General features: G+C 62.2%; 19 protein-coding genes. 14 read left to right on the forward strand and 5 right to left on the reverse strand.

The window, feature by feature from the left end; genetic code table 11:
• Nucleotides 1-118 precede the first annotated feature (118 nt).
• Complete coding sequence (gene gcvP, locus ACIPZG_RS17945) at nt 119-2,992, forward strand: aminomethyl-transferring glycine dehydrogenase (RefSeq protein ID WP_400715820.1); 2,874 nt, start codon at nt 119-121, stop codon at nt 2,990-2,992.
• 98 nt (nt 2,993-3,090) lie between these two features.
• Here gcvP and ACIPZG_RS17950 read toward each other — a convergent pair whose 3' ends face one another.
• The 3 genes from ACIPZG_RS17950 to ACIPZG_RS17960 form a co-directional block, all read right to left on the reverse strand.
• A complete protein-coding gene (locus ACIPZG_RS17950) occupies nt 3,091-3,405 on the reverse strand; it encodes a DUF2388 domain-containing protein (protein ID WP_400715822.1) in 315 nt (104 codons plus the stop codon).
• Nucleotides 3,406-3,494: 89 nt separating this feature from the next.
• On the reverse strand, nt 3,495-5,171 hold the full coding sequence (locus ACIPZG_RS17955) for a GspE/PulE family protein (protein WP_400715824.1): 1,677 nt from the start codon (nt 5,169-5,171) through the stop codon (nt 3,495-3,497).
• A gap of 96 nt (nt 5,172-5,267) precedes the next feature.
• Nucleotides 5,268-5,585, reverse strand: a complete 318-nt coding sequence (locus ACIPZG_RS17960; protein WP_400715826.1) for a hypothetical protein — start codon at nt 5,583-5,585, stop codon at nt 5,268-5,270.
• Between the two features lie 126 nt (nt 5,586-5,711).
• On the opposite strand from ACIPZG_RS17960, the gene ACIPZG_RS17965 reads away from it, so the two are divergent.
• Complete coding sequence (locus ACIPZG_RS17965; RefSeq protein WP_008099356.1) at nt 5,712-6,182, forward strand: Lrp/AsnC family transcriptional regulator; 471 nt, start codon at nt 5,712-5,714, stop codon at nt 6,180-6,182.
• Nucleotides 6,183-6,265: 83 nt separating this feature from the next.
• Here the strand turns inward: ACIPZG_RS17965 and ACIPZG_RS17970 are convergent, their stop codons facing one another.
• On the reverse strand, nt 6,266-7,642 hold the full coding sequence (locus ACIPZG_RS17970; protein WP_400715828.1) for an inorganic triphosphatase: 1,377 nt from the start codon (nt 7,640-7,642) through the stop codon (nt 6,266-6,268).
• A gap of 115 nt (nt 7,643-7,757) precedes the next feature.
• Between ACIPZG_RS17970 and argE the strand changes: the two genes are divergently transcribed.
• Together argE and argA are read left to right on the forward strand one after the other, a co-directional pair.
• Nucleotides 7,758-8,900: an acetylornithine deacetylase gene (argE, locus tag ACIPZG_RS17975; protein WP_400715830.1), complete on the forward strand. Its 1,143-nt coding sequence runs from the start codon at nt 7,758-7,760 to the stop codon at nt 8,898-8,900.
• Nucleotides 8,901-9,025: 125 nt separating this feature from the next.
• On the forward strand, nt 9,026-10,324 hold the full coding sequence (gene argA, locus ACIPZG_RS17980) for an amino-acid N-acetyltransferase (RefSeq protein WP_008099350.1): 1,299 nt from the start codon (nt 9,026-9,028) through the stop codon (nt 10,322-10,324).
• 154 nt (nt 10,325-10,478) lie between these two features.
• On the opposite strand, the gene ACIPZG_RS17985 is transcribed toward argA, so the two are convergent.
• Nucleotides 10,479-11,855, reverse strand: coding sequence for a glutamine synthetase family protein (locus ACIPZG_RS17985; protein WP_008099349.1), 1,377 nt, complete (start codon nt 11,853-11,855; stop codon nt 10,479-10,481).
• Nucleotides 11,856-12,429: 574 nt separating this feature from the next.
• On the opposite strand from ACIPZG_RS17985, the gene ACIPZG_RS17990 reads away from it, so the two are divergent.
• The 10 genes from ACIPZG_RS17990 (at nt 12,430) to ACIPZG_RS18035 (ending at nt 26,203) form a co-directional block, all read left to right on the forward strand.
• Nucleotides 12,430-13,788: a glutamine synthetase family protein gene (locus tag ACIPZG_RS17990; protein WP_008099348.1), complete on the forward strand. Its 1,359-nt coding sequence runs from the start codon at nt 12,430-12,432 to the stop codon at nt 13,786-13,788.
• Between the two features lie 50 nt (nt 13,789-13,838).
• Nucleotides 13,839-15,200 carry an aspartate aminotransferase family protein gene (locus ACIPZG_RS17995; RefSeq protein WP_400715832.1) on the forward strand — a complete coding sequence of 454 codons (1,362 nt, stop codon included), beginning with the start codon at nt 13,839-13,841 and terminating at the stop codon, nt 15,198-15,200.
• Nucleotides 15,201-15,369: 169 nt separating this feature from the next.
• Nucleotides 15,370-16,467 carry a polyamine ABC transporter substrate-binding protein gene (locus ACIPZG_RS18000; protein WP_400715834.1) on the forward strand — a complete coding sequence of 366 codons (1,098 nt, stop codon included), beginning with the start codon at nt 15,370-15,372 and terminating at the stop codon, nt 16,465-16,467.
• A 160-nt stretch (nt 16,468-16,627) separates the two neighbouring features.
• Entirely contained in the window at nt 16,628-17,722 is a 1,095-nt protein-coding gene (locus tag ACIPZG_RS18005; RefSeq protein WP_400715836.1) for a polyamine ABC transporter substrate-binding protein, read from the forward strand.
• 59 nt (nt 17,723-17,781) lie between these two features.
• A complete protein-coding gene (gene potA / locus ACIPZG_RS18010) occupies nt 17,782-18,924 on the forward strand; it encodes a polyamine ABC transporter ATP-binding protein (RefSeq protein WP_400715838.1) in 1,143 nt (380 codons plus the stop codon).
• On the forward strand, nt 18,921-19,841 hold the full coding sequence (locus ACIPZG_RS18015) for an ABC transporter permease subunit (protein WP_008099341.1): 921 nt from the start codon (nt 18,921-18,923) through the stop codon (nt 19,839-19,841). Before potA ends, ACIPZG_RS18015 begins: the two co-directional genes overlap by 4 nt.
• Entirely contained in the window at nt 19,838-20,731 is an 894-nt protein-coding gene (locus tag ACIPZG_RS18020; RefSeq protein ID WP_008099340.1) for an ABC transporter permease subunit, read from the forward strand. Before ACIPZG_RS18015 ends, ACIPZG_RS18020 begins: the two co-directional genes overlap by 4 nt.
• Nucleotides 20,732-20,988: 257 nt before the next feature.
• A complete protein-coding gene (locus tag ACIPZG_RS18025; protein WP_400715840.1) occupies nt 20,989-22,077 on the forward strand; it encodes an efflux RND transporter periplasmic adaptor subunit in 1,089 nt (362 codons plus the stop codon).
• The gene (locus ACIPZG_RS18030) at nt 22,074-23,141 is read left to right on the forward strand and encodes an efflux RND transporter periplasmic adaptor subunit (RefSeq protein ID WP_400715842.1); all 1,068 of its coding nucleotides are present in this window, start codon (nt 22,074-22,076) and stop codon (nt 23,139-23,141) included. The genes ACIPZG_RS18025 and ACIPZG_RS18030 overlap by 4 nt, the downstream gene beginning before the upstream one ends.
• Nucleotides 23,138-26,203, forward strand: coding sequence for an efflux RND transporter permease subunit (locus tag ACIPZG_RS18035; protein WP_400715844.1), 3,066 nt, complete (start codon nt 23,138-23,140; stop codon nt 26,201-26,203). The genes ACIPZG_RS18030 and ACIPZG_RS18035 overlap by 4 nt, the downstream gene beginning before the upstream one ends.
• Nucleotides 26,204-26,385 lie beyond the last annotated feature (182 nt).

A 26,385-nucleotide genomic window follows, 5' to 3' on the forward strand; every position in this document is an offset into this window, starting at 1 on the left:
TGGGAGCCGGCTTGCCGGCGATGAGGCCGAACCTGCAAGCAAGTTTTCCCGCACTCTCGGCAATCCTTCCTAGACTTATAAGTCTCCATGAGACCTGGTCTAGGAAGAGAGCGTCGTCATGTCCCAGTCGCCATCCCTGCATCAACTGCAAGAGCTCAACCCTTTCCTGCGCCGCCACCTGGGGCCCGATGCCTCGGAGCAGCAGGCCATGCTCGCTACCCTTGGCCTGAAGAGCCGCAGCGAGTTGATCGAGCAGACAGTGCCACCGGGCATCCGCCTCAACCGCCCCCTCGACCTGCCGCCAGCCCTGGACGAACAGACCGCACTGGCCAAGCTCGCCGGCTACGCCGAGCAGAACCAGGTCTGGACCAGCCTGATCGGCATGGGCTACCACGGCACCGTCACCCCCACCGTCATCTTGCGCAACGTGCTGGAAAACCCCGGCTGGTACACCGCCTACACCCCCTATCAGCCAGAAATCGCCCAAGGCCGACTGGAAGCGCTGCTGAACTTCCAGCAAATGGTCATCGACCTCACCGGCCTGGCCCTGGCCAATGCCTCGTTGCTCGATGAAGCCACCGCTGCTGCCGAAGCCATGGCCCTGGCCAAGCGGGTGGCGCGCAACAAGAGCAATGCGTTCTTCGCGGACGAGCACTGCCACCCGCAGACGCTGTCGGTGTTACGCACCCGCGCCGAAGGGTTCGGTTTCGAGCTGATCATCGACGCTGTGGATAACCTCGCCAAGCACCAGGTGTTCGGCGCCTTGCTGCAATACCCCGACACCCATGGCGAAGTGCGCGACCTGCGCCCACTGATCGACCAGTTGCACAGCCAGCATGCCCTGGCCTGCGTGGCCGCCGACCTGCTCAGCCTGGTGGTGCTGACACCGCCAGGTGAACTGGGTGCCGATGTGGTGCTGGGCTCGACCCAGCGTTTCGGCGTGCCCATGGGGTACGGCGGCCCCCATGCGGCCTATTTCGCCTGCCACGACGACTTCAAGCGGGCCATGCCCGGGCGCATCATCGGCGTGTCGCGCGATGCCCGTGGCAATACCGCGCTGCGCATGGCGCTGCAGACCCGCGAGCAACACATTCGCCGCGAGAAGGCCAACTCAAATATCTGCACAGCCCAGGTGCTGTTGGCCAACATTGCCGGTTTCTATGCGGTCTACCATGGCCCTGAAGGCTTGCAGCGCATCGCCCAGCGCGTGCACCGGCTCACCTTCGTGCTGGCGGCCGGCCTTGAGGCCAAGGGCCTCAAGCGCCTCAACCAGCACTTCTTCGATACCCTGACGGTGGATGTCGGCGGCGCCCAGGCGGCGATCATCGAAAGCGCCGAAGCGGCGCGCATCAACCTGCGCATCCTCGGTCGCGGGCACCTGGGGGTAAGCCTGGACGAAACCTGCAGCGAAGCGACCGTATTGCGGCTTTTCGACATCTTCCTCGGCGTGAACCATGGCCTGGACATTGCCACCCTCGACCAGCAAGCGTTGCCCGAGGGCATTCCTGCCGCCCTGGTACGACGTACGCCATTTCTTGCCCACCCGGTGTTCAACCTGCACCACAGCGAAACCGAGATGCTGCGCTACCTCAAGCAACTGGAGAACAAGGACCTGGCGCTGAATCAGTCGATGATTCCGCTGGGTTCCTGCACCATGAAGCTCAATGCCACCAGTGAGATGATCCCCATCACCTGGCCCGGTTTCGCCCAGCTTCATCCCTTCGCGCCTGCTGCCCAGGCCACGGGCTACAAGGCGATGATCGATGAGCTGGAAAGCTGGTTGTGCGCCATTACCGGCTTCGACGCCATCTGCATGCAGCCCAACTCCGGCGCGCAGGGCGAATACGCCGGCCTGATGGCGATCACGCGCTACCACCGCAGCCGCCACCAAGCCCAGCGCACCCTCTGCCTGATCCCGTCATCGGCCCACGGCACCAACCCGGCCTCGGCGCAAATGGCCGGCATGGAGGTGGTGATCGTCGATTGTGATGACGAGGGCAATGTCGACCTTGTGGACCTCAAGGCCAAGGCACAAGCGGCAGGGGAAAGGTTGTCCTGCCTGATGGTCACTTACCCCTCGACCCATGGCGTGTATGAAGAGGGCATTCGCGAGATATGCGAGGTCGTCCATCAACAGGGCGGCCAGGTGTACATGGACGGCGCCAATCTCAACGCCCAGGTCGGCCTGGCGCGGCCAGCGGACATGGGTGCCGACGTCTCGCACATGAACCTGCACAAGACCTTCTGTATCCCGCATGGTGGCGGCGGGCCCGGCATGGGGCCGATCGGCATTGGCGCCCACCTCAAGCCTTTCGTTGCCAGCCACCCAGTGGTGCCGGTACCGGGCCTGGACCCGAACAACAGCGCCGTCAGTGCCGCCCCTTGGGGCAGCGCGAGCATCCTGCCAATCAGCTGGATGTACATCGCCATGATGGGCCCGCAATTGGCCGACGCCAGCGAGGTGGCCATTCTGTCGGCCAACTACCTGGCCAGCCAGCTGGGCGGGGCGTTTCCGGTGCTGTACCGCGGGCGCAATCAGCGTGTGGCCCATGAGTGCATTCTCGATCTCAGGCCGCTGAAGGCCCAGACCGGTATCACTGAAGAGGATGTCGCCAAGCGCCTGATGGACTATGGCTTCCATGCCCCGACCATGTCGTTCCCGGTACCGGGGACACTGATGGTCGAGCCGACCGAGAGCGAATCGAAAGCCGAACTGGACCGTTTCATCGAAGCGATGTTGGCGATTCGTGCGGAGATTGACCAGGTGCAGGACGGTACCTGGCCGGCGGAGGACAACCCACTCAAGCACGCACCGCATACGCTGGCCGATGTGCTGGCGCCGTGGACCCGGCCGTACAGCCTTGAGCAGGCGGTGGCACCCAGTGCTCACGTGCGCCAGCACAAGTACTGGCCGGCGGTGAACCGGGTGGACAACGTGTATGGGGACAGGAATCTGTTCTGTGCTTGTGTGCCGGTGGAGGCTTATCGCTGAGATCGGTGTGCGTCATCGCCGGCAAGCCGGCTCCCACAGGTTCTCACTGCATGTAGGAGCCGGCTTGCCGGCGATCGGGGGCGAAGCCCCCGCAGCGATTACTCGGCTACCGCATTCCTGGCCAAAATGGCATTGGCCAGTTCCATGTCCGAAGCCTGCATCCCTGGGTTCTCGGTGCGTACCTGACGCAGCGCCTGCTCGAGGAACGGCCCACGAATAGCGCCCTCGCTGGCGACGAAGCTGCCCGCGTCATCCTGCGCCGCGAGTACCAGCTTTTTGTCGTGCGAAGTGATGTAGCTCGATGCCGTGGTGGCACCGGAAGTCATTACATTACGCCAGAAGGTATCGGCCATGGCGGAGCCCAGAGGCAGCGAAAGCAGGGCAGCAGCTGCGATGGCGGTTTTGAGACGCATGATGAAACACCTCGAAGGGTGAGGGTTGGAGATGCCCGCTTTGATCGGGCCAAATGGTCGCAAGTTCCTTGAATACAAGGGTTTTTTGCTCATGAGCAGACCCGCAGCACCTCTTCTGAAAGGGTCAGCCCACGGGCCACTTTCGCTTCCCCGCAGCTGCGCAAATCCTGCAACCCTTCAGCTAGAGCTTGCCGTTGCAGTTTGGCCAGATCAGTGTCGACACTGATCCGTGCGCGCAGGCTTTCGCTGGGAATCAGCAATTCGAACACGCCTGTGCGGCCATGAAAGCCGGTACCCCGGCAAACCTGGCAGGAAGGGCTCGATGGACGCCCTTGGCATTCATGGCAGAGCAAGCGCACCAGGCGCTGGGCCATCACCCCGCCCAGGGTGGCCCTGATCAGGTAATCGGCCACGCCTAGCTCCAGCAGGCGGGTGATGGCGCTACAGCTGTCATTGGTGTGCAGGGTCGAGAGCACAAGGTGCCCGGTTAGCGCAGCTTGCACGGCCACCAGCGCCGTCTCGCGGTCGCGGATCTCGCCGATCATGATGATGTCCGGGTCCTGACGCAGCATGGCGCGCACGCCATTGGCAAAGCCCAGGTCCAGCGCCGGCTGCACCTGCAGCTGGTTGAAGGTCGGCTCCAGGCGCTCGATCGGGTCTTCGATGGTGCACAGGTTGACCTCCGGTGTGGCCAACAGCTTGAGGCTCGCGTAAAGCGTGCTGGTTTTGCCGGACCCCGTGGGGCCAGTGACCAGCAGGATGCCTTGGCGTCGCTGCAGCAGCGATCGCCACTGGGCCAGCTGTTCACCTTCAAGGCCGAGGCGGTCGAAGTCTTCCTGCAACTGCAGCGGGTCGAACAGGCGTAGCACCAACTTCTCGCCGAACGGCGTCGGCAGGGTCGACAAGCGCATTTCCACTTCGCCCCCGGCTGACAGCCGGCTCTTCACCCGGCCATCTTGTGGTCGGCGTTTTTCCGCCACATCCATGCGCCCGAGGTGTTTAAGCCGGCTGACCACCGCCAGCATCACATTCGCCGGAAACGCATAGACGGTATGCAGCAGGCCGTCTATCCGGTAGCGCAACCGTCCTTGATCGCGGCGTGGTTCCAGGTGAATGTCGCTGGCGCGTTGCTCGATGGCGTACTGCAGCAGCCAATCGACGATGTGCACGATAGGCGCATCATCGGCGCCGGGCTCTGCCTGGCGCTTGCCCACGTCCAGCAACTGTTCCAGCTCGCCGAAGCTTGCCGGCTGCAGACGCTGTGCGCCTTGTACCGAGTGAGCCAGCCGCACCATCGACTGGCCCATCTGGCGTATCTGCAGCGGGCTGGCCAGCACACGCAGGATCGGCTTGCCCAGGCTACGGCCCAGGTCGGCTTGCCATTGGTCCTGGTAGGGCTGTGCGCTGGCGACGGTGATGCCGTTGGTATCGCTGGCAACGATGAAGATGCCGTGGCGCCGCGCGAAGGCAGGGGATATCAGCCCGTTGACCTGCACCAGGTCGAGTTGCAGGGGGTCGATGCGCAGGTAAGGTTGGCCAACTTTGCGGGCGAGCCATTGACACAGGCTGTCCAGGTGCAGCCATTGGCCGGGGGTGCGGCGGTCTTCGAGGTTGAGTGCGGCGATAGTTTCCAGCGGGTGGCGGCCTGGGTGTGCGTTGGCGAATTCCAGTACCCGGTGGGCATCGTCGGTGGCCAGGTGCTGGTCGCTCTGCAGGGCGTCCAGCAGTAACGACAAGTCTAGGGAGCGATCGTCCGTGGTGTGCATGGCGGCATCCGTGCCAGGTGATGAGTTCTTGGGCAAGGCTAGCCGGCAGTTGTGATTCCTGGGGGGTAAAGGGTTTCGAAGTCTTGCGGCAGCGGATCAGACCACCGCCAACTCCACGCGCACCTGACGCTCCAGGCTGACACTTGCCACACACACCAGGTTGCGCAGTTTCTGTGCAATGACCTCGGCCCGATGCCAGCTGAGCCCGCCGATGCCAATTTCGATGTCGAGCAGATCATCCTGCTGGCTGACGTTCACGCTGTGTGGGGTCAGGAACTGCAGGGCGAACAGGTTGAGCACGCGGCACAGGCTGTCCGGTTCGGCTTCAGCCTGCAGGCAATAGTGCACGGTGGCATGGCTGGCGTTGGCGGCCCAGGCATCGGTACGGGGTTGGGGGCGTTCGAGAGCGTTCATGCTGGTCTCCGCAAAGGTGGGAGAAATTCTTGCAGGTTGGAGTCGGTTTTTTTTCGCTATGATTCGATGAATTTCGCCTGGTGGCGAATAGGTCTATTCGCGAATTCATTAGTTTAGGAATTAGTCATGCAAAGCGATCTGGATGCCTACGACCGCCGCATCCTCGAACTGCTGCAAGCGGACGCGTCGCTGTCCAGCGCTCAAATCGCCGAGCGCGTGGGGCTGTCGCAATCGCCTTGCTGGCGCCGCATTCAACGGCTGAAGGAAGAGGGGGTCATTCGGGGGCAGGTAACGTTGCTCGATCGCAAGAAGGTGGGCCTGAACACGCAGATTTTTGCCGAGGTGAAGCTCAATGCACACGGGCGCACCAACTTCACCGAATTCACCGAGGCGATCCGCGGTTTTGAGGAAGTGCTGGAATGTTATGTGCTGATGGGGTCGGTGGATTTCCTGCTGCGTATCGTCACGTCGGATATCGAAGCCTATGAGCGGTTCTTCTTCGAAAAACTGTCGAACGTGCCGGGTATTCAGGAGGTCAACTCGATCGTGGCGCTGTCGGAGATCAAGTCCACCACCAGCCTGCCGTTGAAGCGTTGAACCCATCGCCGGCAAGCCGGCTCCTACAGGGCTGCGGTGTACCTGTGGGAGCCGGCTTGCCGGCGATGGGGGCTCGGCGGGTATCAAGCCCTGAGCAGATGCTTCCAGCCACGGCTCTGATCGATCGCACGAGCCTGCTCGATACGGGCCTCCAGCAGCTCGTCAGGCTCCTCGGACAGCGGTTGCTCCGCCAGCTCGTGGAGCTTTTTCAGGTCGCCATACAGGCGGTCCATCTGCGGCGCTTCAAGCACCTGACGTGCATGACGCAACCAGACCAGCAACTGTTCGATACGCGGCAACTGCTCGGCCAGGTCTTCCGGACGCTGGGTATACAGCGGCAGCTTAAGCGCCCGGCCTTCCTCGCCCAGCAAATGGGCCAGCCAACTGGCCAGTTGTGCCTTGCCCTGGCGCTCGCCGCGGCCCTTGCGCTCGACGGTCCAGCCGCGAGCCAGCAACCAGCGCGAGGTTTCCAGGGAGAACTGACCCCAACGCACGTCCTCGAGCTCATCAATGAACTGCTCGGGGGCAGCGCGACGGATATCTTCGTCGTCATTGCCGGCCTGCACCAGCGGGCGCCAGTCTTCCAGCAGCGCGTCCAGGCTGGTGCGCAGGTCGCGGGTGGTGGCACGCGGCGCGGCCTGGCCCAGGCTGCTGACCACTGCGCGCAGCTCGGCCAGGCACTGCACCCAGTCCTGCAGCAGGCGCCAGTGGCCATTGTGGCGATACTGCTCGGCCAGGCGCTGGCTGCTGCCCAGCAGCTGCCAGGCAAGGGCAGTGAAGGCATCGTCCAGCGCCATTTCGGCTTCCAGCTCGGTGTGAGGCAGGCTCAGCTCGTAGCTGTCCGGCTCCATCAGGCGATAGCCGCGCTCGGCCTTGCTGATGTCGCACGGCATCAGTGGCAGGCTGGCGGCCAGTTCGGCGGCCAGCTCCAGCAGGGCTTCGGGCTCGCCTTCGCGCAGCTCCAGCTCCAGCTCGCAGATTTCTTCCTTGCGCTTGCCGGCAATCACGAAGCCCTGGTCCAGCGCGGCCTCGATCACAACCTTGCTCTTGCCGCGGCCCCAGGCGATTTCCGCGTACTCGCGGGTGAAGTCGGTGGTGAACAGCGGCTTGATGGTTTTCTTGTCCAGTTCGGCCAGTTGCTCGGGCCAGCAGGTGGCGTCGAGCTTTTTCAGGTCGAGCTTGACCTTGTCCAGGTGCCACTCGTACTCGTTGCGCTCGGACAAGCCGGCGACGCTCTGGCCACGGCACTTCAGGGTCTGGATGACTTCCTCGCCATCGCGGCGCAGGCGCAGGGCGACACGGGCGGCGGCAAGGTCACGCTCGGGGGTGTCGAAGTACTGGTTGAGCAGTTCGCGGGTCTGCCAGCCGGACTTGTTGCGCTTTTTCAGCAGAGGGTGCTCGCGCAGGGCAGCGAGGGTATCGCGGCTGGCGCGGAGCTTGAGTTCGGTTTCTTTGTGCATCGCAGGCTCGAAGGGAGGGCGTGATAGCCGTGCAGTCTACAGGACTGGGCTGGCAACGGTTTATTCCTTACGGCGGATGGCCCTATGATGGGCAACGCTTCCGAGGAGTACGCGCATGCCGTTGCCCACGCTCAAAGACCAGTTTGCCGCGTTGATCGCCGCGCCCTCGGTCAGTTGCACCCAGCCTGCGCTGGACCAGTCCAACCGCCAGGTCATCGACCTCTTGGCGGGCTGGTTGGGCGACCTGGGTTTCCGTTGCGATATCCAGCAGGTCAGCCCAGGCAAGTTCAACCTGCTGGCCAGCCGCGGCACCGGTCCCGGTGGCCTGGTGCTGGCCGGGCATAGCGACACGGTGCCCTACGACGAGCAGCTGTGGGCCAGTGACCCGCTCAAGCTAAGCGAAATCGACGGCCGCTGGGTGGGCCTTGGCAGCTGCGACATGAAGGGGTTCTTCGCCTTGATCATCGAGGCCGTGATCCCCTTGCTCGAGCATGACTTCAAGCAGCCCCTGCTCATCCTCGCCACCTGCGATGAAGAAAGCTCGATGTCCGGCGCCCGCGCACTGGCCGAGGCCGGGCAGCCGCTGGGCCGTGCGGCGGTGATCGGCGAGCCCACCGGTTTGAAGCCGATTCGCATGCACAAGGGCATTCTGATGGACCGCATCGACATCCTCGGGCGCAGTGGCCATTCGTCGGACCCCAGCCTGGGCCACAGCGCCCTGGAGGCCATGCATGCGGTGATGGGCGAGCTGATGGGCCTGCGCCGGCAGTGGCAGGATACCTTCCGCAACCCGCAATTCAGCGTGCCCACGCCAACCATGAACTTCGGCTGCATTCACGGCGGTGACAATCCCAACCGTATTTGTGGCCAATGCGCCCTGGAATTCGACCTGCGCCCGTTGCCGGGCATGGACGTGGAGCAGCTGCGCGCGGCCATTCGGGCCAAGCTGCAGCCAGTGGCCGAACGCCATGAGGTGCGCATCGACTACGCGCCGTTGTTCCCGGCGGTGCCGCCGTTCGAGCAGGCCGCCGATGCCGAGCTGGTGCAGGTGGCCGAACGCCTGACCGGGCATCGCGCCGAAGCGGTGGCGTTCGGCACCGAGGCGCCTTATCTTCAGCAGTTGGGTTGTCAGACCATCGTGCTCGGCCCCGGTGATATCGCCTGTGCCCACCAGCCCGGCGAATACCTGGAAATGTCACGAATCGAGCCTACCGTGCGTCTATTGCGTGACCTGATCCGGCACTATTGCCTTCATTAAACGTCCACCCTGCTGATTCGTTGTTGCCTAGAGGAGACCGCGCGTGACCGCAAGCCTGTTCCGACGATGATCCTGAACGCTGTGTCATCTACCGTTCTCCGTCCACTTTATCCACAGGCCCTGTCATGCCCGATTACGTCAACTGGCTGCGTCATGCCTCCCCGTACATCAATGCCCATCGCGACTGCACCTTCGTGGTCATGCTCCCCGGCGATGGGGTGGAACACCCGAATTTCGGCAATATCGTTCACGACCTGGTGCTGCTGCACAGCCTTGGCGTGCGCCTGGTACTGGTGCATGGTTCGCGGCCGCAGATCGAGAGCCGCCTGGCGGCCCGTGGCCTGACCCCGCATTACCACCGTGGCATGCGCATCACCGATGCCGCCACGCTGGACTGCGTGATCGATGCAGTAGGGGCCTTGCGCCTGGCCATCGAGGCGCGCCTGTCGATGGACATCGCCGCATCGCCGATGCAGGGTTCGCGCCTGCGCGTGGCCTGCGGCAACCTGGTGACCGCGCGTCCTATCGGCGTGCTTGAAGGGGTGGACTACCACCATACCGGCGAAGTGCGCCGCATCGACCGCAAGGGCATCAGCCGCCTGCTCGACGAGCGTTCCATCGTGCTGCTGTCGCCGCTGGGTTACTCGCCTACCGGCGAGATCTTCAACCTGGCCTGCGAGGACGTGGCCACCCGCGCCGCCATCGAGCTGGGTGCCGACAAATTGCTGCTGTTCGGCGCCGAGCCTGGCTTGCTGGACGAGCAGGGCAAGCTGGTGCGTGAACTGCGTCCACAGCAGATCGGTCCACACCTGGCGCGGCTGGGCAGCGATTATCAAGGCGAGTTGCTGGATGCGGCGGCCGAGGCGTGCAAGGGCGGCGTGGCGCGTAGCCATATCGTCAGCTATGCCGAGGACGGCGCCCTGCTCACCGAGCTGTTCACCCGCGGTGGCGGCGGTACGCTGGTGTCGCAGGAGCAGTTCGAAGTGGTGCGCGAGGCGACCATCGAGGATGTCGGTGGCTTGCTGGAGCTGATCAGTCCGCTGGAAGAGCAGGGAATCCTGGTACGGCGCTCACGTGAGGTGCTGGAGCGGGAGATCGAGCAGTTCAGCGTGGTCGAGCGCGAAGGCATGATCATCGCCTGTGCGGCGTTGTATCCGATTGCTGATTCGCAGGCGGGTGAGCTGGCCTGTTTGGCGGTGAGCCCGGAATATCGCCATGGCAGGCGCGGGGATGAGCTGCTCGAGCGCATCGAGGGCCGGGCGCGGCAGTTGGGCTTGAATACGCTGTTCGTGCTTACCACGCGGACTGCGCACTGGTTCCGTGAGCGTGGCTTTGCGCCCAGTGGCGTGGAGCGACTGCCGGCGGCGCGGGCTTCGCTGTACAACTACCAGCGCAATTCGAAGATCTTTGAGAAACCGTTGTGATATTTGGGGGCGCGTTGCGCCCCTTTCGCGACACAAGGCCGCTCCTACAGGTTGATTGCGGACTTCTGTAGGAGCGGCCTTGTGTCGCGAAAGGGCTGCAAAGCAGCCCCAATATCCCAATGAAAAACGCCGCCCTGATGGGCGGCGTTTTCATTTACACAGTGTGCAGATACCAGTTGTACTCGAGGTCGGAGATCGAGTGCTCGAACTCCTCCAGCTCGCTTTCCTTGCACGCGACGAAAATGTCGATGTACTTCGGATCGATGTACTTGTTGAGAATCTCGCTGTCGTCCAACTCGCGCAGGGCATCGCGCAGGTTGTTCGGCAGGCTCTGCTCCAGCTGCTCGTACGAGTTGCCTTCGATCGGCTCACCGGGCTCGACCTTGTTGGTCAGGCCATGGTGCACGCCGGCCAGCACGGCCGCCATCATCAGGTACGGGTTGGCGTCGGCACCGGCCACGCGGTGCTCAAGGCGCACGGCATCCGGCGAACCGGTCGGCACGCGCAGGGCCACGGTGCGGTTGTCCAGACCCCAGCTCGGCGCGTTCGGTACGTAGAACTGCGCGCCGAAACGGCGGTACGAGTTGACGTTCGGGCAAAGGAACGCCATGGACGCGGGCAGGGTCTCGAGCACACCGCCGACAGCGTGACGTAACGCGGCGTTCTGCTCGGGATCCTCGCTGGTGAAGATGTTGTTGCCATCTTTGTCCAGCACGGAAATGTGTACATGCAGGCCGTTGCCTGCCTGGCCCGGGTAGGGCTTGGCCATGAAGGTGGTGTCCATTTCATGGTCGTAGGCAATGTTCTTGATCAACCGCTTGAGCAGCACCGCGTAGTCACAGGCCTTGAGCGGGTCGGCAACGTGGTGCAGGTTGACTTCGAACTGCGCCGGGGCGCTTTCCTTGACGATGGCATCGGCCGGAATGCCTTGCTCCTTGGCACCTTCGAGGATGTCCTGGAGGCAATCGGCGTATTCGTCGAGGTCGTCGATCAGGTACACCTGGGTCGACTGCGGGCGCTTGCCCGAGATCGGCGAGCGTGGCGGCTGCGGGCGGCCATTCACGTTCTCCTGGTCGATCAGGTAGAACTCCAGCTCGAACGCGGCGCAGATGGTCAGGCCCATGTCGGTGAACTTGCTCACCACCTGGCGCAACACTTCACGCGGGTCGGCGAAGAACGGCTCGCCTTCGATTTCGTGCATGGTCATCAGCAGCTGCGCGGTAGGGCGCTTCTGCCAGGGTTCGTTGGAGAGGGTCCCGGGAATCGGGTAGCAGATGCGGTCGGCATCACCGATGTCCAGACCAAGCCCGGTGCTTTCGACGGTGGAACCGTTGATGTCCAGGGCGAAGAGGGAGGCAGGCAAGTTGATGCCTTTCTCGTAAACCTTGTGGAGGCTGGTGCGCTCTATGCGCTTGCCACGCACCACACCATTCATATCTGCAATCAGAAGGTCAACGTAGAGAACCTCAGGATGTTCCTTAAGGAACGCGTTCGCTTCGTTAAGCTGAACGGCACGCGGGGGTACCGACATGATGCAACACCTTTGTTGTTAAAAATATCAATCAAGGGGGGCTTGCAGGACCAGTCAATCGAAAAGCCCTACTGATGTCAAGCCAACCCCATGATGCCCTGAAATGGCACATCGACGGCAGATTTGCTGCATATCGGGGCGTGCCATTATCCGCTATTTCCGATGCCAAGGGCTATCTCCGACACGCCGTGTTTTATTTTTTACGGAGGTATTGTGTAAAAAAATGAACAAGGCTAAGCTCGGCCTCAACCCAGAACACAATAATACGAGGGTCACATGGTCCGCTTGTCGCGACCTGAAAGCGCTGCCTATGCGGTGCGCTCGGGTATCCCTGTCGTTCCTGCAAGCATCAACTGCGTTGTGGTCGCCCTGGCCGCAATAATTGACGGTTTGCGCGCCCGGACTTCACCTCGTAGCGTCATTTCGCTGCGCTTCTTGTCTTCGTGCCTTTCAAACTCATTACGGACACGCTCGTTTCCAGTGTATCCACTGTGCTTCTGCGTGAGTGTTTTTGCTTTAGCAATCCACTCCATCCAGAATCAATGCGCGGACCACATTACCTCCTGAGGTATCTATGAGTAACAACCTCGACCAGCTCACCGATTGGTTGAAAGAGCACAAGATCACCGAAGTCGAATGTCTGATCAGTGACCTGACCGGCATCACCCGCGGCAAGATCTCGCCGACCAACAAGTTCATTGCCGAAAAAGGCATGCGCCTGCCCGAGAGCGTGCTGCTGCAGACCGTGACCGGCGATTATGTCGACGACGACATCTACTACGAACTGCTCGATCCGGCCGACATCGACATGATCTGCCGGCCCGACGAAGACGCTGTGTTCCTCGTGCCCTGGGCCATCGAGCCGACCGCGCAAGTCATCCACGACACCTACGACAAGAAGGGCAACCCGGTCGAACTGTCGCCGCGCAACGTCCTCAAGAAAGTTCTCAAGCTCTATGCCGACAAGGGCTGGCAGCCGATCGTCGCGCCAGAGATGGAGTTCTACCTGACCAAGCGCAGCGAAGACCCGGACTTCCCGCTGCAACCACCGGTAGGCCGCTCGGGCCGCCCGGAAACAGGCCGCCAGTCGTTCTCCATCGAAGCGGCCAACGAATTCGACCCGCTGTTCGAAGATGTCTACGACTGGTGCGAACTGCAGCAGTTGGACCTCGACACGCTGATCCACGAAGACGGCACGGCGCAGATGGAGATCAACTTCCGTCACGGCAATGCCCTGCACCTGGCCGACCAGATCCTGGTGTTCAAGCGCACCATGCGCGAGGCGGCGCTCAAGCACAACGTGGCCGCCACCTTCATGGCCAAGCCGATGACCGGCGAGCCGGGCAGTGCCATGCACCTGCACCAGAGCGTGGTCGACGCGACCACCGGCAAGAACATCTTCAGCAATGAAGACGGCAGCATGAGCGAACTGTTCCTGCACCACATTGGCGGCCTGCAGAAATTCATTCCCGAGGCGCTGCCGCTGTTCGCCCCCAACGTCAACTCGTTCCGCCGCTTCCTGCCCGACACGTCGGCGCCGGTGAACGTCGAGTGGGGCGAGGAGAACCGTACCGTCGGCCTGCGCGTACCGGATGCCGGCCCGCAGAACCGTCGTGTCGAGAACCGCCTGCCGGGCGCCGACGCCAACCCTTACCTGGCCATTGCCGCCAGCCTGCTGTGTGGCTACATCGGCATGGTCGAAGGCATTGCCGCCAGCGCTCCGGTCGTGGGGCGTGGCTACGAGCGGCGCAACCTGCGCCTGCCACTGACTATCGAAGATGCCCTGGAGCGCATGGAGATCAGCCGTGCACTGACCCAGTACCTGGGCAAGAAATTCATCACCGGCTACGTCGCCACCAAGCGCGCCGAGCATGAGAACTTCAAGCGTGTCATCAGCTCCTGGGAGCGTGAGTTCCTGCTGTTTGCTGTGTGATCAACCCCCTGAGGCCGCCCTCCGGCGGCCTGCGGACCCTGGAGAAGCACATGAGCGTCAAAAACCCGCAAACCCGTGAATGGCAAACCCTGAGCGGCGAGCACCACCTTGCACCCTTCAGTGACTACAAGCAGCTGAAGGAGAAGGGGCCGCGCATCATTACCAAGGCGCAGGGTGTGCATTTGTGGGATAGCGAGGGGAACAAGATCCTCGATGGCATGGCCGGCCTGTGGTGCGTGGCAGTCGGCTATGGCCGCGAAGAGCTGGTGCAGGCTGCCGAGAAGCAGATGCGCGAGCTGCCTTACTACAACCTGTTCTTCCAGACCGCGCACCCGCCGGCCCTGGAGTTGGCCAAAGCCATCTCCGACGTCGCCCCCGAGGGCATGTCCCACGTGTTCTTCACCGGTTCCGGGTCCGAAGGCAACGACACCGTGCTGCGCATGGTCCGCCATTACTGGGCGCTCAAGGGCAAGCCGCAGAAACAGACCATCATCGGCCGCATCAACGGCTATCACGGCTCCACCGTCGCCGGCGCGAGCCTGGGCGGCATGAGCGGCATGCATGAGCAGGGCGGCCTGCCGATCCCGGGCATCGTGCACATCCCGCAGCCGTACTGGTTCGGCGAAGGCGGCGACATGACCCCGGACGAATTCGGGGTGTGGGCAGCCGAGCAGCTGGAGAAGAAGATCCTGGAAGTGGGCGAAGACAACGTCGCCGCCTTCATCGCCGAGCCGATCCAGGGTGCGGGCGGGGTGATCATCCCACCGGATACCTACTGGCCGAAGGTCAAGGAGATCCTGGCCAAGTACGACATCCTGTTCGTCGCCGACGAAGTGATCTGCGGCTTTGGCCGTACCGGCGAGTGGTTCGGCTCCGACTATTACGACCTCAAGCCCGACCTGATGACCATCGCCAAGGGTCTTACCTCCGGTTACATCCCTATGGGCGGTGTGATCGTGCGTGACACGGTGGCCAAGGTGCTCAGCGAAGGTGGCGACTTCAACCACGGCTTCACTTACTCCGGGCACCCGGTGGCAGCGGCTGTGGGCCTGGAAAACCTGCGCATCCTGCGCGACGAGAAGATTGTCGAGCACGCACGTACGGAAGTGGCACCCTACTTGCAAAAACGTCTGCGGGAACTGCAGGACCATCCGCTGGTGGGAGAGGTTCGCGGCCTGGGCCTGCTCGGTGCGATCGAGCTGGTCAAAGACAAGGCCACCCGCAGCCGCTACGAAGGCAAGGGCGTGGGCATGGTGTGCCGCAACTTCTGCTTCGAAAACGGCCTGATCATGCGCGCGGTGGGCGACACCATGATCATTGCACCACCCCTGGTGATCAGCCATGCGGAGGTCGACGAGCTGGTGGAAAAGGCGCGCAAGTGCCTGGATCTGACCCTCGAAGCGATCCATTGAGCCTTTGCTAGGCTAGCGTTGTGACATTAGTTGGTTACAAGGGGCTGCTTTCCTTGAAACAGCGCCTTGTAACTTGCCAGACTAGCGACTGTTTCAGTCGCCCAACGCGTGTACTGCGGGACCTGGCTGCTGAACGGATGGCTAATCAAAAAAATCTGGAGCATGACGCATGAATAAAATGGGCAAGACGTTGCTGGCCGCAGCCCTGATGGGTGCCATGGCTACTGCTGTTCAGGCTGAAGACAAAGTATTGAACGTCTACAACTGGTCGGACTACATCGCTCCGGACACCATCGCCAAGTTCGAGAAACAGACCGGTATCAAGGTCAAGTACGACGTTTTCGACAGCAACGAAACCCTGGAAGCCAAGCTGCTGGCGGGCAAGTCGGGTTATGACGTCGTCGTGCCGTCCAACAACTTCCTGGCCAAGCAGATCAAGGCCGGCGTCTACGAGGAGCTGGACCGCTCCAAGCTGCCGAACTGGAAGAACCTCGACCAAGACCTGCTCAAGGCCGTCGGTGACGCCAGCGACCAGGGCAACAAGCACGCCTTCCCGTACATGTGGGGCTCGATCGGCATCGGCTACAACCCGGAGAAGATCAAGGCCGTGCTGGGCGTGGACAAGATCGACTCGTGGGACGCCGTGTTCAAGCCTGAGAACATCGCCAAGCTCAAGAGCTGCGGCGTGAGCTTCCTGGATGCGCCGACCGAAATGATTCCGGCCGCGCTGCACTACCTGGGCAAGCCAACCAACAGCACCAAGAAAGAAGACCTGAAGGCGGCCGAAGACCTGTTCCTCAGCATCCGTCCTTCGATCACCTACTTCCACTCCTCCAAGTACATTGGCGACATGGCTAACGGCGACATCTGTGTAGCCGTCGGCTACTCGGGTGACCTGGAGCAGTCCAAGGCCCGCGCCCACGAAGCCGGCGACAAGGTCAAGGTCGACTACATCATTCCGAAAGAAGGTGCCGGTACCTTCTACGACATGGTCGCCATCCCCAAGGATGCCGAGCATAAAGAAGCTGCCTACAAGTTCATGGACTTCCTGATGCAGCCGGAAATCATGGCCGAGATCACCAACGCCGTGCGCTTCCCGAACGGCAACGCTGCTGCCACTCAGTTCGTCGACAAAGACATCACCAGCGACCCGAGCATCTATCCGCCAGCTGAAGTGAAAAAGCAGCTGTACGCGATCGCTGCACCTGATGCCACCGCCCAGCGTGCCATCACCCGCAGCTGGACCAAGATCAAGTCGGGTAAATAAGCCCGATGCAACACCTCTGGGCCGGGGTTTGCCGGCCCAGAGCCCGTGAATGGCAATTGATGATTGCGGCATTGAAGCTGCGAAGGTAAGTTGCGCGCCGGTTTTTCCTGCGCGGCAGTACTGCGCCGTTACCAAGGCACTGATTGTGAGGACCACCCACTTGTCTATTTCTGTATTACGCAAGGCCTTGATGGCTGGAGCGGGCCTGACGCTGGCATGCAGCGTCCAAGCGGCGCCTACGGTGCATGTGTACAACTGGTCCGATTACATCGGCCCGACCACACTCGCGGATTTCGAAAAAGCCACGGGCATCAAGCCTGTGCAGGACGTCTTCGATTCCAACGAAACCCTGGAAGGCAAGCTGCTGGCCGGCAACACCGGCTATGACGTGGTGGTGCCGTCCAACCATTTCCTCGGCAAACAGATCAAGGCGGGCGCGTTCCAGAAGCTCGACAAGAAGCTGCTGCCGAACTACGCCAACCTGGACCCGGCGCTGATGAAACGCCTGGAAAAGAACGATCCGGGCAACCAGTACGCCGTGCCTTACCTGTGGGGCACCAATGGCATCGGCTACAACGTCGACAAGGTCAAGGCCGCGCTGGGCGTGGACACCATCGACTCCTGGGCCGTGCTGTTCGAGCCCGAGAACATGAAGAAGCTCTCCAAGTGCGGTGTGGCCTTCCTCGACTCGGCGGACGAAATGCTCCCGGCGGTGCTCAACTACATGGGTCTGAACCCCAACAGTACCGACCCCAAGGACTACAAAAAGGCCGAGCAGAAGCTGCTGGCAGTACGCCCGTACGTTACCTACTTCCACTCCTCCAAGTACATCACCGACCTGGCCAACGGCGACATCTGCGTCGCGGCAGGTTTCTCCGGCGATGTGTTCCAGGCCAAGGCCCGCGCTGAAGAAGCGAAGAAGGGCGTGAACCTGGCCTACGCGATTCCCAAGGAAGGCGGCAACCTCTGGTTCGACGTGCTGGCGATCCCCAAGGATGCCAAGAACGTGAAAGAGGCCCACGCCTTCATCAACTATTTGCTGAAGCCTGAGGTTATCGCCCAGGTCAGTGATTACGTCGGTTACGCCAACCCGAACCCCAAGGCTGGCGACCTGATGGACCAGGCCGTGAGGACTGACGCCGCGGTATACCCACCGCAGGAAGTGCTGGACAAGATGTTCGTCAACAGTGAGTTGCCACCCAAGGTGCAACGTTTGATGACCCGCAGCTGGACCAAGGTCAAGTCGGGCAAGTAACAATCCAGGCCCGCCACTCAAGCGCGGCGGGCAACAAAATCTTGTTGGGAGTTTCACTCATGGCAGTTGCCTCCGGTGCCTATAAGAAAGCCCTCGAGGGTGGCCAGCAACCCAAGCAGGTGCTGGTCAAAATCGACCGGGTCACAAAAAAGTTCGACGAAACGGTAGCCGTGGACGATGTGTCCCTGGAAATCCGCAAAGGCGAGATTTTCGCCCTGCTGGGTGGCTCCGGTTCCGGCAAATCGACCTTGCTGCGGATGCTGGCCGGTTTCGAGCGCCCGACTGAAGGGCGGATCCTGCTCGATGGCGTCGACATCACCGACATGCCGCCCTACGAGCGGCCGATCAACATGATGTTCCAGTCCTACGCGCTGTTCCCGCACATGACCGTGGCGCAGAACATCGCCTTTGGCCTGCAGCAGGACCGGATGCCCAAGGCCGAGATCGACGCCCGCGTGGCCGAGATGCTCAAGCTGGTGCACATGACCCAGTATGCCAAGCGCAAGCCGCACCAGCTCTCCGGTGGCCAGCGCCAGCGCGTGGCCCTGGCCCGTTCGCTGGCCAAGCGCCCGAAACTGCTGCTGCTCGATGAGCCGATGGGCGCCCTGGACAAGAAACTGCGCTCGCAGATGCAGCTGGAGCTGGTAGAGATCATCGAGCGCGTGGGCGTGACCTGCGTGATGGTGACCCACGACCAGGAAGAGGCCATGACCATGGCCCAGCGCATCGCCATCATGCACCTGGGCTGGATCGCCCAGATCGGCTCGCCGGTGGACATCTACGAGACCCCCACCAGCCGCCTGGTGTGCGAGTTCATCGGTAACGTCAACCTGTTCGAAGGTGAAGTGGTCGAAGACGCCGAAGGCCACGCGATCATTGCCAGCCCGGAGCTGGAGCGCAAGATCTTCGTCGGCCACGGCATCACCACGTCGGTGGAAGACAAGCACATCACTTACGCCCTGCGCCCGGAGAAGATGCTGGTCACCACCCAGCAACCGACCTGCGAGCACAACTGGTCGCGCGGCAAGGTCCACGACATCGCCTACCTCGGTGGCCACTCGGTGTTCTACGTCGAGCTGCCAAGCGGCAAGGTGGTCCAGTCGTTCGTCGCCAACGCCGAGCGCCAGGGCACCCGGCCAACCTGGGGCGATGAAGTGTACGTATGGTGGGAAGACGACAGCGGCGTGGTACTGCGGTCATGAAACTTCGCAAGCTCAAGCGAGCGTTCCAGCGCCTTACCCCGGAGGGGCGGCACCTGGTGATCGGCGTGCCGTTCATCTGGCTGTTCCTGTTCTTCATGCTGCCGTTCTTCATCGTCTTGAAGATCAGCTTTGCCGAAGCCGACGTGGCGATCCCGCCTTACACCGAGATCTACAGCTACGTCGAGGACAAGATCCAGCTGGTGCTGAACCTGGCCAACTATGGCCTGTTGACCGAGGACGAACTCTACATCTCGGCCTACCTGGGCTCGTTGAAGATGGCGTTCATCAGCACCCTCCTGTGCCTGCTGATCGGCTACCCGATGGCCTACGCCATTGCCAACGCCAAAAAGGAAACCCAGACGGTCCTGCTGCTGCTGATCATGATGCCGACCTGGACCGCGATCCTGATCCGCGTCTATGCCTGGATGGGTATCCTCAGCAACAACGGCCTGCTCAACGGCTTCCTGATGTGGATTGGGCTGATCGACCAGCCGCTGCAGATCCTCAACACCAACCTGGCGGTGTACATCGGCGTGGTCTATTCGTACCTGCCGTTCATGATCCTGCCGCTGTTCGCCAACCTGGTGAAGCACGACCAGAGCCTGCTCGAGGCTGCATCGGACCTGGGTTCGAGCACCTTCAACAGCTTCTGGAAAATCACCGTGCCGCTGTCGAAGAACGGCATCATCGCCGGCTGCATGCTGGTGTTCATCCCGGTGGTGGGCGAGTTCGTGATTCCTGAACTGCTCGGCGGCCCGGAAACCCTGATGATCGGTAAGGTGCTGTGGCAAGAGTTCTTCAACAACCGTGACTGGCCGGTGGCTTCGGCCCTGGCAGTGGTGATGCTGGCGATCCTGATCGTGCCGATCCTGCTGTTCAACCGCAGCCAGGCCAAAGAAATGGAGGGCAGGGCATGAAGCGCTTCAGTTTTTCCAAGCTGATGCTGGTGCTCGGCTTGCTGTTCATCTACCTGCCGATGCTGATCCTGGTGATCTACTCGTTCAACGCCTCGAAACTGGTGACGGTGTGGGGTGGCTGGTCGATCAAGTGGTACGTCGGCCTGCTCGACAACACCCAGCTCATGGGTTCGGTGATGCGCTCGCTGGAGATCGCCTGCTACACGGCGGTGGCCGCAGTGGCGCTGGGCACCCTGGCGGCCTTCGTGCTGACCCGGGTCACCCGCTTCAAGGGCCGCACGCTGTTCGGTGGCCTGGTCACCGCGCCGCTGGTGATGCCCGAGGTGATTACCGGTCTGTCGCTGTTGCTGCTGTTCGTGGCCATGGCGCAGATGATCGGCTGGCCGCAGGAGCGTGGCATCGTCACCATCTGGATCGCCCACACCACGTTCTGCGCGGCCTACGTGGCGGTGGTGGTGTCGGCACGCCTGCGTGAGCTGGACCTGTCGATCGAGGAAGCGGCCATGGACCTGGGTGCCAAGCCGTGGAAGGTGTTCTTCCTGATCACCATCCCGATGATCGCGCCGTCGCTGGCGGCGGGCGGCATGATGTCGTTCGCCCTGTCGCTGGATGACCTGGTACTGGCCAGCTTCGTGTCCGGGCCGGGCTCGACCACCTTGCCGATGGAAGTGTTCTCCGCTGTACGCCTGGGCGTGAAGCCGGAGATCAACGCCGTGGCCAGCTTGATCCTGCTGTCGGTGTCGTTGGTGACCTTCTTTGTCTGGTTCTTCAGCCGCCGGGCCGAAGAGCGTCGTCGCAAGGCGATCCAGCAGGCCATCGAGGAAGGTGCCGCAGCCAACGTGTCGCAACCCCAGATCAAGCGCCCAGCGCCCGCTGCTGCGTCGGCCTGATCGGCTGCTCCCACAAGTACATCACAGGCTTTGAAAGCGATGGTGTACCTTGTGGGAGCCGGCTTGCCGGCGATAGGGCCCTAACCGTCTTTCGCTCATCGCCGGCAAGCCCGCTCCCACAGCGATCGAGCTGGCCTGCAATCTCCTGCCCACCATCGAACACCAACTGATCCTTGTCAGTGCCGGTTGTGGAACCCTGATCTACGCTAACAGTCGCAACTTTTCGAATTGTTTTGCGCGCAAGCTTAGGAGCCTGCATGAGGGTGACGCTTCCATTGTTACTGGCAGGCATGGGTCTGCTGTACTTGCTCACGGGATGTAGCAAGGAACATCCACCAGAGCCCAAGCCCCGGGTCGGTGTGCTTCAAGTTCAACCCACTGATTTTGCGGCCAGGGTTACCCTCACCGGCGACGTGCAGGCGCGGGTGCAAACCGACCTGTCATTCCGCGTGGGTGGCAAGATCATCTCGCGCAGCGTCGACGTGGGCGATCACGTCAAGGCCAACCAGGTGCTGGCCAGACTCGACCCGAAAGACCTGCAGAACAACGTCGACTCGGCCAAGGCCGAGGTCTTCGCCGCCCAGGCACGGGTGACCCAGGCCAGCGCGGCGTTCGTGCGGCAACAGAAACTCCTGCCCAAGGGCTACACCAGCCAAAGCGAATACGACTCCGCCGAGGCGGCGCTGCGCAGCAACCAGAGCGCACTCAAGGCCGCCCAGGCGCAACTGGCCAATGCCAACGAACAACTGAGTTACACCGCGTTGGTGTCCGAAGCCGATGGCGTGATCACCGAGCGCCAGGCCGAGGTCGGCCAAGTGGTTCAGGCGACCATGCCGATCTTCAGCCTGGCCCGCGATGGCGACCGCGACGCCGTGTTCAACGTCTATGAATCGCTACTGGTAGCGCCGCCCAGCGATGCGGGGGTGATCGTCAGCCTGTTGGACAACCCCAAGGTCCAGGCTCAGGGCTTCGTTCGTGAAATCACGCCGACCGTGTCGGCGCAAAGCGGTACGGTGCAGGTCAAGGTTTCCTTGCGCAACGTACCCCCGGCCATGCAGCTTGGCTCACCCGTGACCGCCACGGCCAATGCCCAGGGGCGGCCGAGCATCGAGCTGCCCTGGTCGGCGCTGACCAAGGACGTGCACGAGCCTGGCGTTTGGGTAGTGGGTGAGGACGACAAGGTCGAATTGCGCAAGGTTCAGGTTGCCCGCTACCTCACCGGCAAGGTCGTCATCGCCCAAGGCATCAAAGGAGGTGAAACCGTCGTGGTCAGTGGCGGCCAGCTGTTGCATCCGGGCATGCAGGTGCAAATGGTCGATGCCAAGGATGGAGGAGCCGCACCATGAAGCGGATGCTGTTCGTGCTTGCGTCCGGCCTGTTGCTGACGGCCTGTGGCAAAGAAGAAGCACCCGCCGAAGCCGTCCGACCGGTGCTTTCGACCCTGGTCGAAGCTCAGGACCAGTCGCATCTGGGGCGCTTCGCCGGGACCATCCAGGCGCGCTTTGAAAGCACCCTGGGCTTTCGTGTATCAGGGCGCATCGCCCGCCGCTGGCTCGACGTGGGCGCCCAGGTAAAACCTGGCGATACGTTGGCCACGCTCGACCCGACCGATCAACAGAACCAGCTGCGTGCCGCCGAGGGCGACCTGGCCAAGATCCAGGCGCAATGGATCAACGCCCAGGCCAATGCCCGTCGTCAGCAACAGCTGTATGACCGCGGCGTCGGCGCCCAGGCACAGCTGGACATCGCCCAGACCGACCTGAAAACCACCAGCGCCAGCCTGGAGCAGGCCCGCTCGGCCGTCAGCCAGGCCCGCGACCAGCTCGACTACAGCACGCTGCGCACCGACCATGCGGCGGTCATCACCAACTGGCAGGCCGAGGCCGGGCAGACGGTGACAGCGGGCCAGCCCGTGGTCACCCTGGCCCGTCCAGACGTCAAGGAAGCGGTGATCGACCTGCCGATCGGCATAGCCGAAGCGCTGACCAAGGACCTCACCTTCACCGTCGCCTCGCAGCTGGACAGCAGCATCAATACCACCGCCACCCTGCGCGAACTGGGGCCCCAGGCCGATGCAGCCACCCGCACCCGGCGCGCCCGCCTGACCCTGGCCAGCACACCGAGTGCCTTCCACCTGGGGACCGCGATCAGCGTCACCCTGACCTCGGCGATTTCCCCGCGCAGTGAGCTGCCCCGCAGTGCGCTACTGGAACACGAGGGCAAGACTCAAGTGTGGGTGATCGACCCGCAGCAGAAAACGGTTGCGATGCGTGACGTGAAGTTGATCGAGCGCACGGACGACAGCATTGTGCTGGCTTCCGGCGTGCAGCCTGGCGAGCGTGTCGTCACCGCCGGAGTAAATAGTCTCAAGCCTGGCCAGAAGGTCACATTCGCCGAGGATTCACAATGAAAGGAAGCTTCAACCTCTCCGAATGGGCGCTGCGTCACCAGTCGTTCGTCTGGTACCTGATGTTCGTCGGCCTGCTGATGGGCATTTTTTCCTACTTCAACCTGGGGCGCGAGGAGGATCCGTCGTTCACCATCAAGACCATGGTGATCCAGACCCGCTGGCCAGGTGCGACCCAGGACGAAACGCTCTACCAGATCACCGATCGTATCGAGAAGAAGCTCGAGGAGCTCGACTCCCTCGATTACACCAAGAGCTACACCCGCCCCGGCGAGTCCACCGTCTACGTCTACTTGCGCGACACCACCAAGGCGCCCGACATCCCGGAAATCTGGTATCAGGTGCGCAAGAAGATCCAGGATATCCGCGGCCAGTTCCCGCAAGGTATCCAGGGGCCGGCGTTCAACGACGAGTTCGGTGACGTGTACGGCTCGATCTACGCCTTTACCGCCGACGGCCTGACCCATCGCCAGTTGCGCGACTACGTGGAACAAACCCGCGCCGAGGTGCGCGAGGTGCCCAACATCGGCAAGATCGAGCTGATCGGCACCCAGAACGAAGTGCTCTACCTGAATTTCTCCACGCGTAAGCTGGCGGCCCTGGGCATCGACCAGCGCCAGGTCATGCAGGCCCTGCAACAGCAGAACGCGGTGACCCCGGCCGGGGTGATCGAGGCGGGACCTGAGCGCATTTCGGTACGTACCACCGGGCAGTTCGCTTCGGAGAAAGACCTGCAGACGGTCAACCTGCGCATCAACGACCGCTTCTTCCGCCTCAGTGATATCGCCGATATCGAGCGCGGCTACGTCGACCCGCCTTCGCCGATGTTCCGCTACAACGGCCAGCCCGCCATTGGCCTTGCGATCGGCATGAAGGCGGGCGGCAACATGCAGGTGTTTGGTGCTGCGCTGAAGAAAAAGATGGACAGCGTGATCAAAGACCTACCCGTGGGCGTCGGCGTGTACACCGTGTCGGACCAGGCGGTAGTCGTGAAGGAGGCGGTCGGTGGCTTCACCAGCGCCCTGTTCGAAGCGGTGGTGATCGTTCTGGCGGTGAGTTTCGTAAGCCTCGGGATTCGCGCCGGGCTGGTGGTGGCCTGTTCGATCCCGCTGGTACTGGCCATGGTCTTCGTGTTCATGGAGTACAGTGGCATCACCATGCAGCGGATCTCCCTGGGTGCACTGATCATTGCCCTGGGCTTGCTGGTGGACGATGCGATGATCACCGTGGAGGTGATGGTCACGCGGCTCGAACTGGGTGATACCAAGGAGCAGGCGGCAACGTTCGCCTACACCTCGACGGCATTTCCCATGCTGACCGGCACCTTGGTGACCGTGGCTGGCTTCGTGCCGATCGGCCTCAATGGCAGTTCGGCCGGTGAGTACACCTACACCTTGTTCGCGGTGATCGCCGTGGCCCTGATCGTATCCTGGGTGGTGGCGGTGTTCTTCGCGCCCGTGCTTGGCGTGCATATTCTCAAGGCTGAGAAGCTCAAGGCGCACGAGGCCGAGCCTGGCCGGGTCGGACGAGCGTTCGAAGGTGGGCTGGTGTGGTGCATGCGCCACCGCTGGCTGACCATCATTGGTACGGTGCTGCTGTTCGCCCTTTCGCTGTTCTGCTTGCGGTTCGTGCAAAACCAGTTCTTCCCGTCCTCGGACCGCCCGGAAATCCTGGTCGACCTCAACCTGCCGCAAAACGCCTCGATCGAAGAGACACGCAAGGTGGTCGACCGTTTTGAGGCGCGCATCAAGGACGACCCGGACCTGGTGCACTGGAGCACCTACATCGGCGAGGGCGCCATTCGCTTCTACCTGCCACTGGACCAGCAGCTACAGAACCCCTACTACGCCCAGCTGGTGATCGTCAGCAAAGGCTTCAAGGAGCGTGCGGGGATGATGGCGCGCTTGCAGAAGATTCTGCACGAAGAGTTCGTCGGCATCGGCACCAACGTCCAGTCACTGGAAATGGGTCCGCCGGTGGGACGGCCGATGCAGTACCGGGTCAGCGGCCCGGACATCGACCTGGTGCGCAAGCATGCCATCGACCTGGCCACCTTGCTCGACAGCAACGAGCACATCGGCGAGATGATCTTCGACTGGAACGAGCCCGGTAAAGTGCTGCGGGTGGAAATCGCCCAGGACAAGGCGCGTCAGTTGGGCCTGTCTTCCGAGGACGTGGCCAATGTGATGAACAGCATCGTCAGCGGTGCACCGGTGACGCAGGTGAACGACAACATCTACCTGGTGAATGTCATCGCTCGCGCCGTGGACAGTGAGCGGGGCTCGCCGGACACGTTGCAAAACCTGCAGATCGTTACCCCGAGCGGCACCTCGATTCCGCTGCTGGCGTTCGCCACGGTACGCTACGAGTTGGAGCAACCGCTCGTGTGGCGTCGCGACCGGAAGCCGACCATCACCATCAAGTCTTCGGTCAATGGCGATATACAGCCCACCGACCTGGTGGCCCAGCTCAAACCGAGCATCGACGAGTTCGCCAGCAAGTTGCCGGTCGGCTATCAAGTGGAAACCGGCGGTACGGTGGAGGAGAGTGCCAAGGCCCAGGGTCCGATTCGCAAGGTCATTCCGTTGATGCTGTTCCTCATGGCGACCTTCCTGATGATCCAGTTGCACAGCACGCAGAAGCTGTTCCTGGTGGTCAGCGTGGCGCCGCTCGGGGTGATCGGCGTGGTCCTGGCGCTGGTGCCCACGGGGACGCCCATGGGCTTCGTGGCGATCCTCGGCATTCTGGCGCTGGCGGGCATCATCATCCGTAACTCGGTGATTCTGGTGACCCAGATCGATGAGTTCGAGGCCCAGGGCTATTCGCCGTGGGACGCGGTGATGGAGGCCACCAACCACCGTCGCCGGCCGATCCTGCTGACGGCGGCGGCCGCCAGCCTGGGCATGATCCCGATTGCTCGTGAGGTGTTCTGGGGGCCGATGGCCTACGCCATGATTGGCGGCATCATCAGTGCAACGCTGCTGACGCTGTTGTTCCTGCCGGCGCTGTATGTGGCCTGGTACAAGATCAAAGAACCTGAACACAGCGAAAAACCTGCACATTGACCTCTGTGGGAGCGGGCTTGCCCCGCGCATGCGATGGTGAATTCACCATTGCATGCGCGGGGCAAGCCCGCTCCCGCAATGGCTTCGTGCCATCAACTAAAAACAGTTATATAAAAATTCTTAAACAGTATTTTTAAGAATATCCGCGCCTCACTACTATTGCTCTCAAGCCAGGCGCACCC

This window comes from Pseudomonas sp. NPDC089395 (assembly GCF_044749525.1).
Lineage (GTDB): Bacteria > Pseudomonadota > Gammaproteobacteria > Pseudomonadales > Pseudomonadaceae > Aquipseudomonas.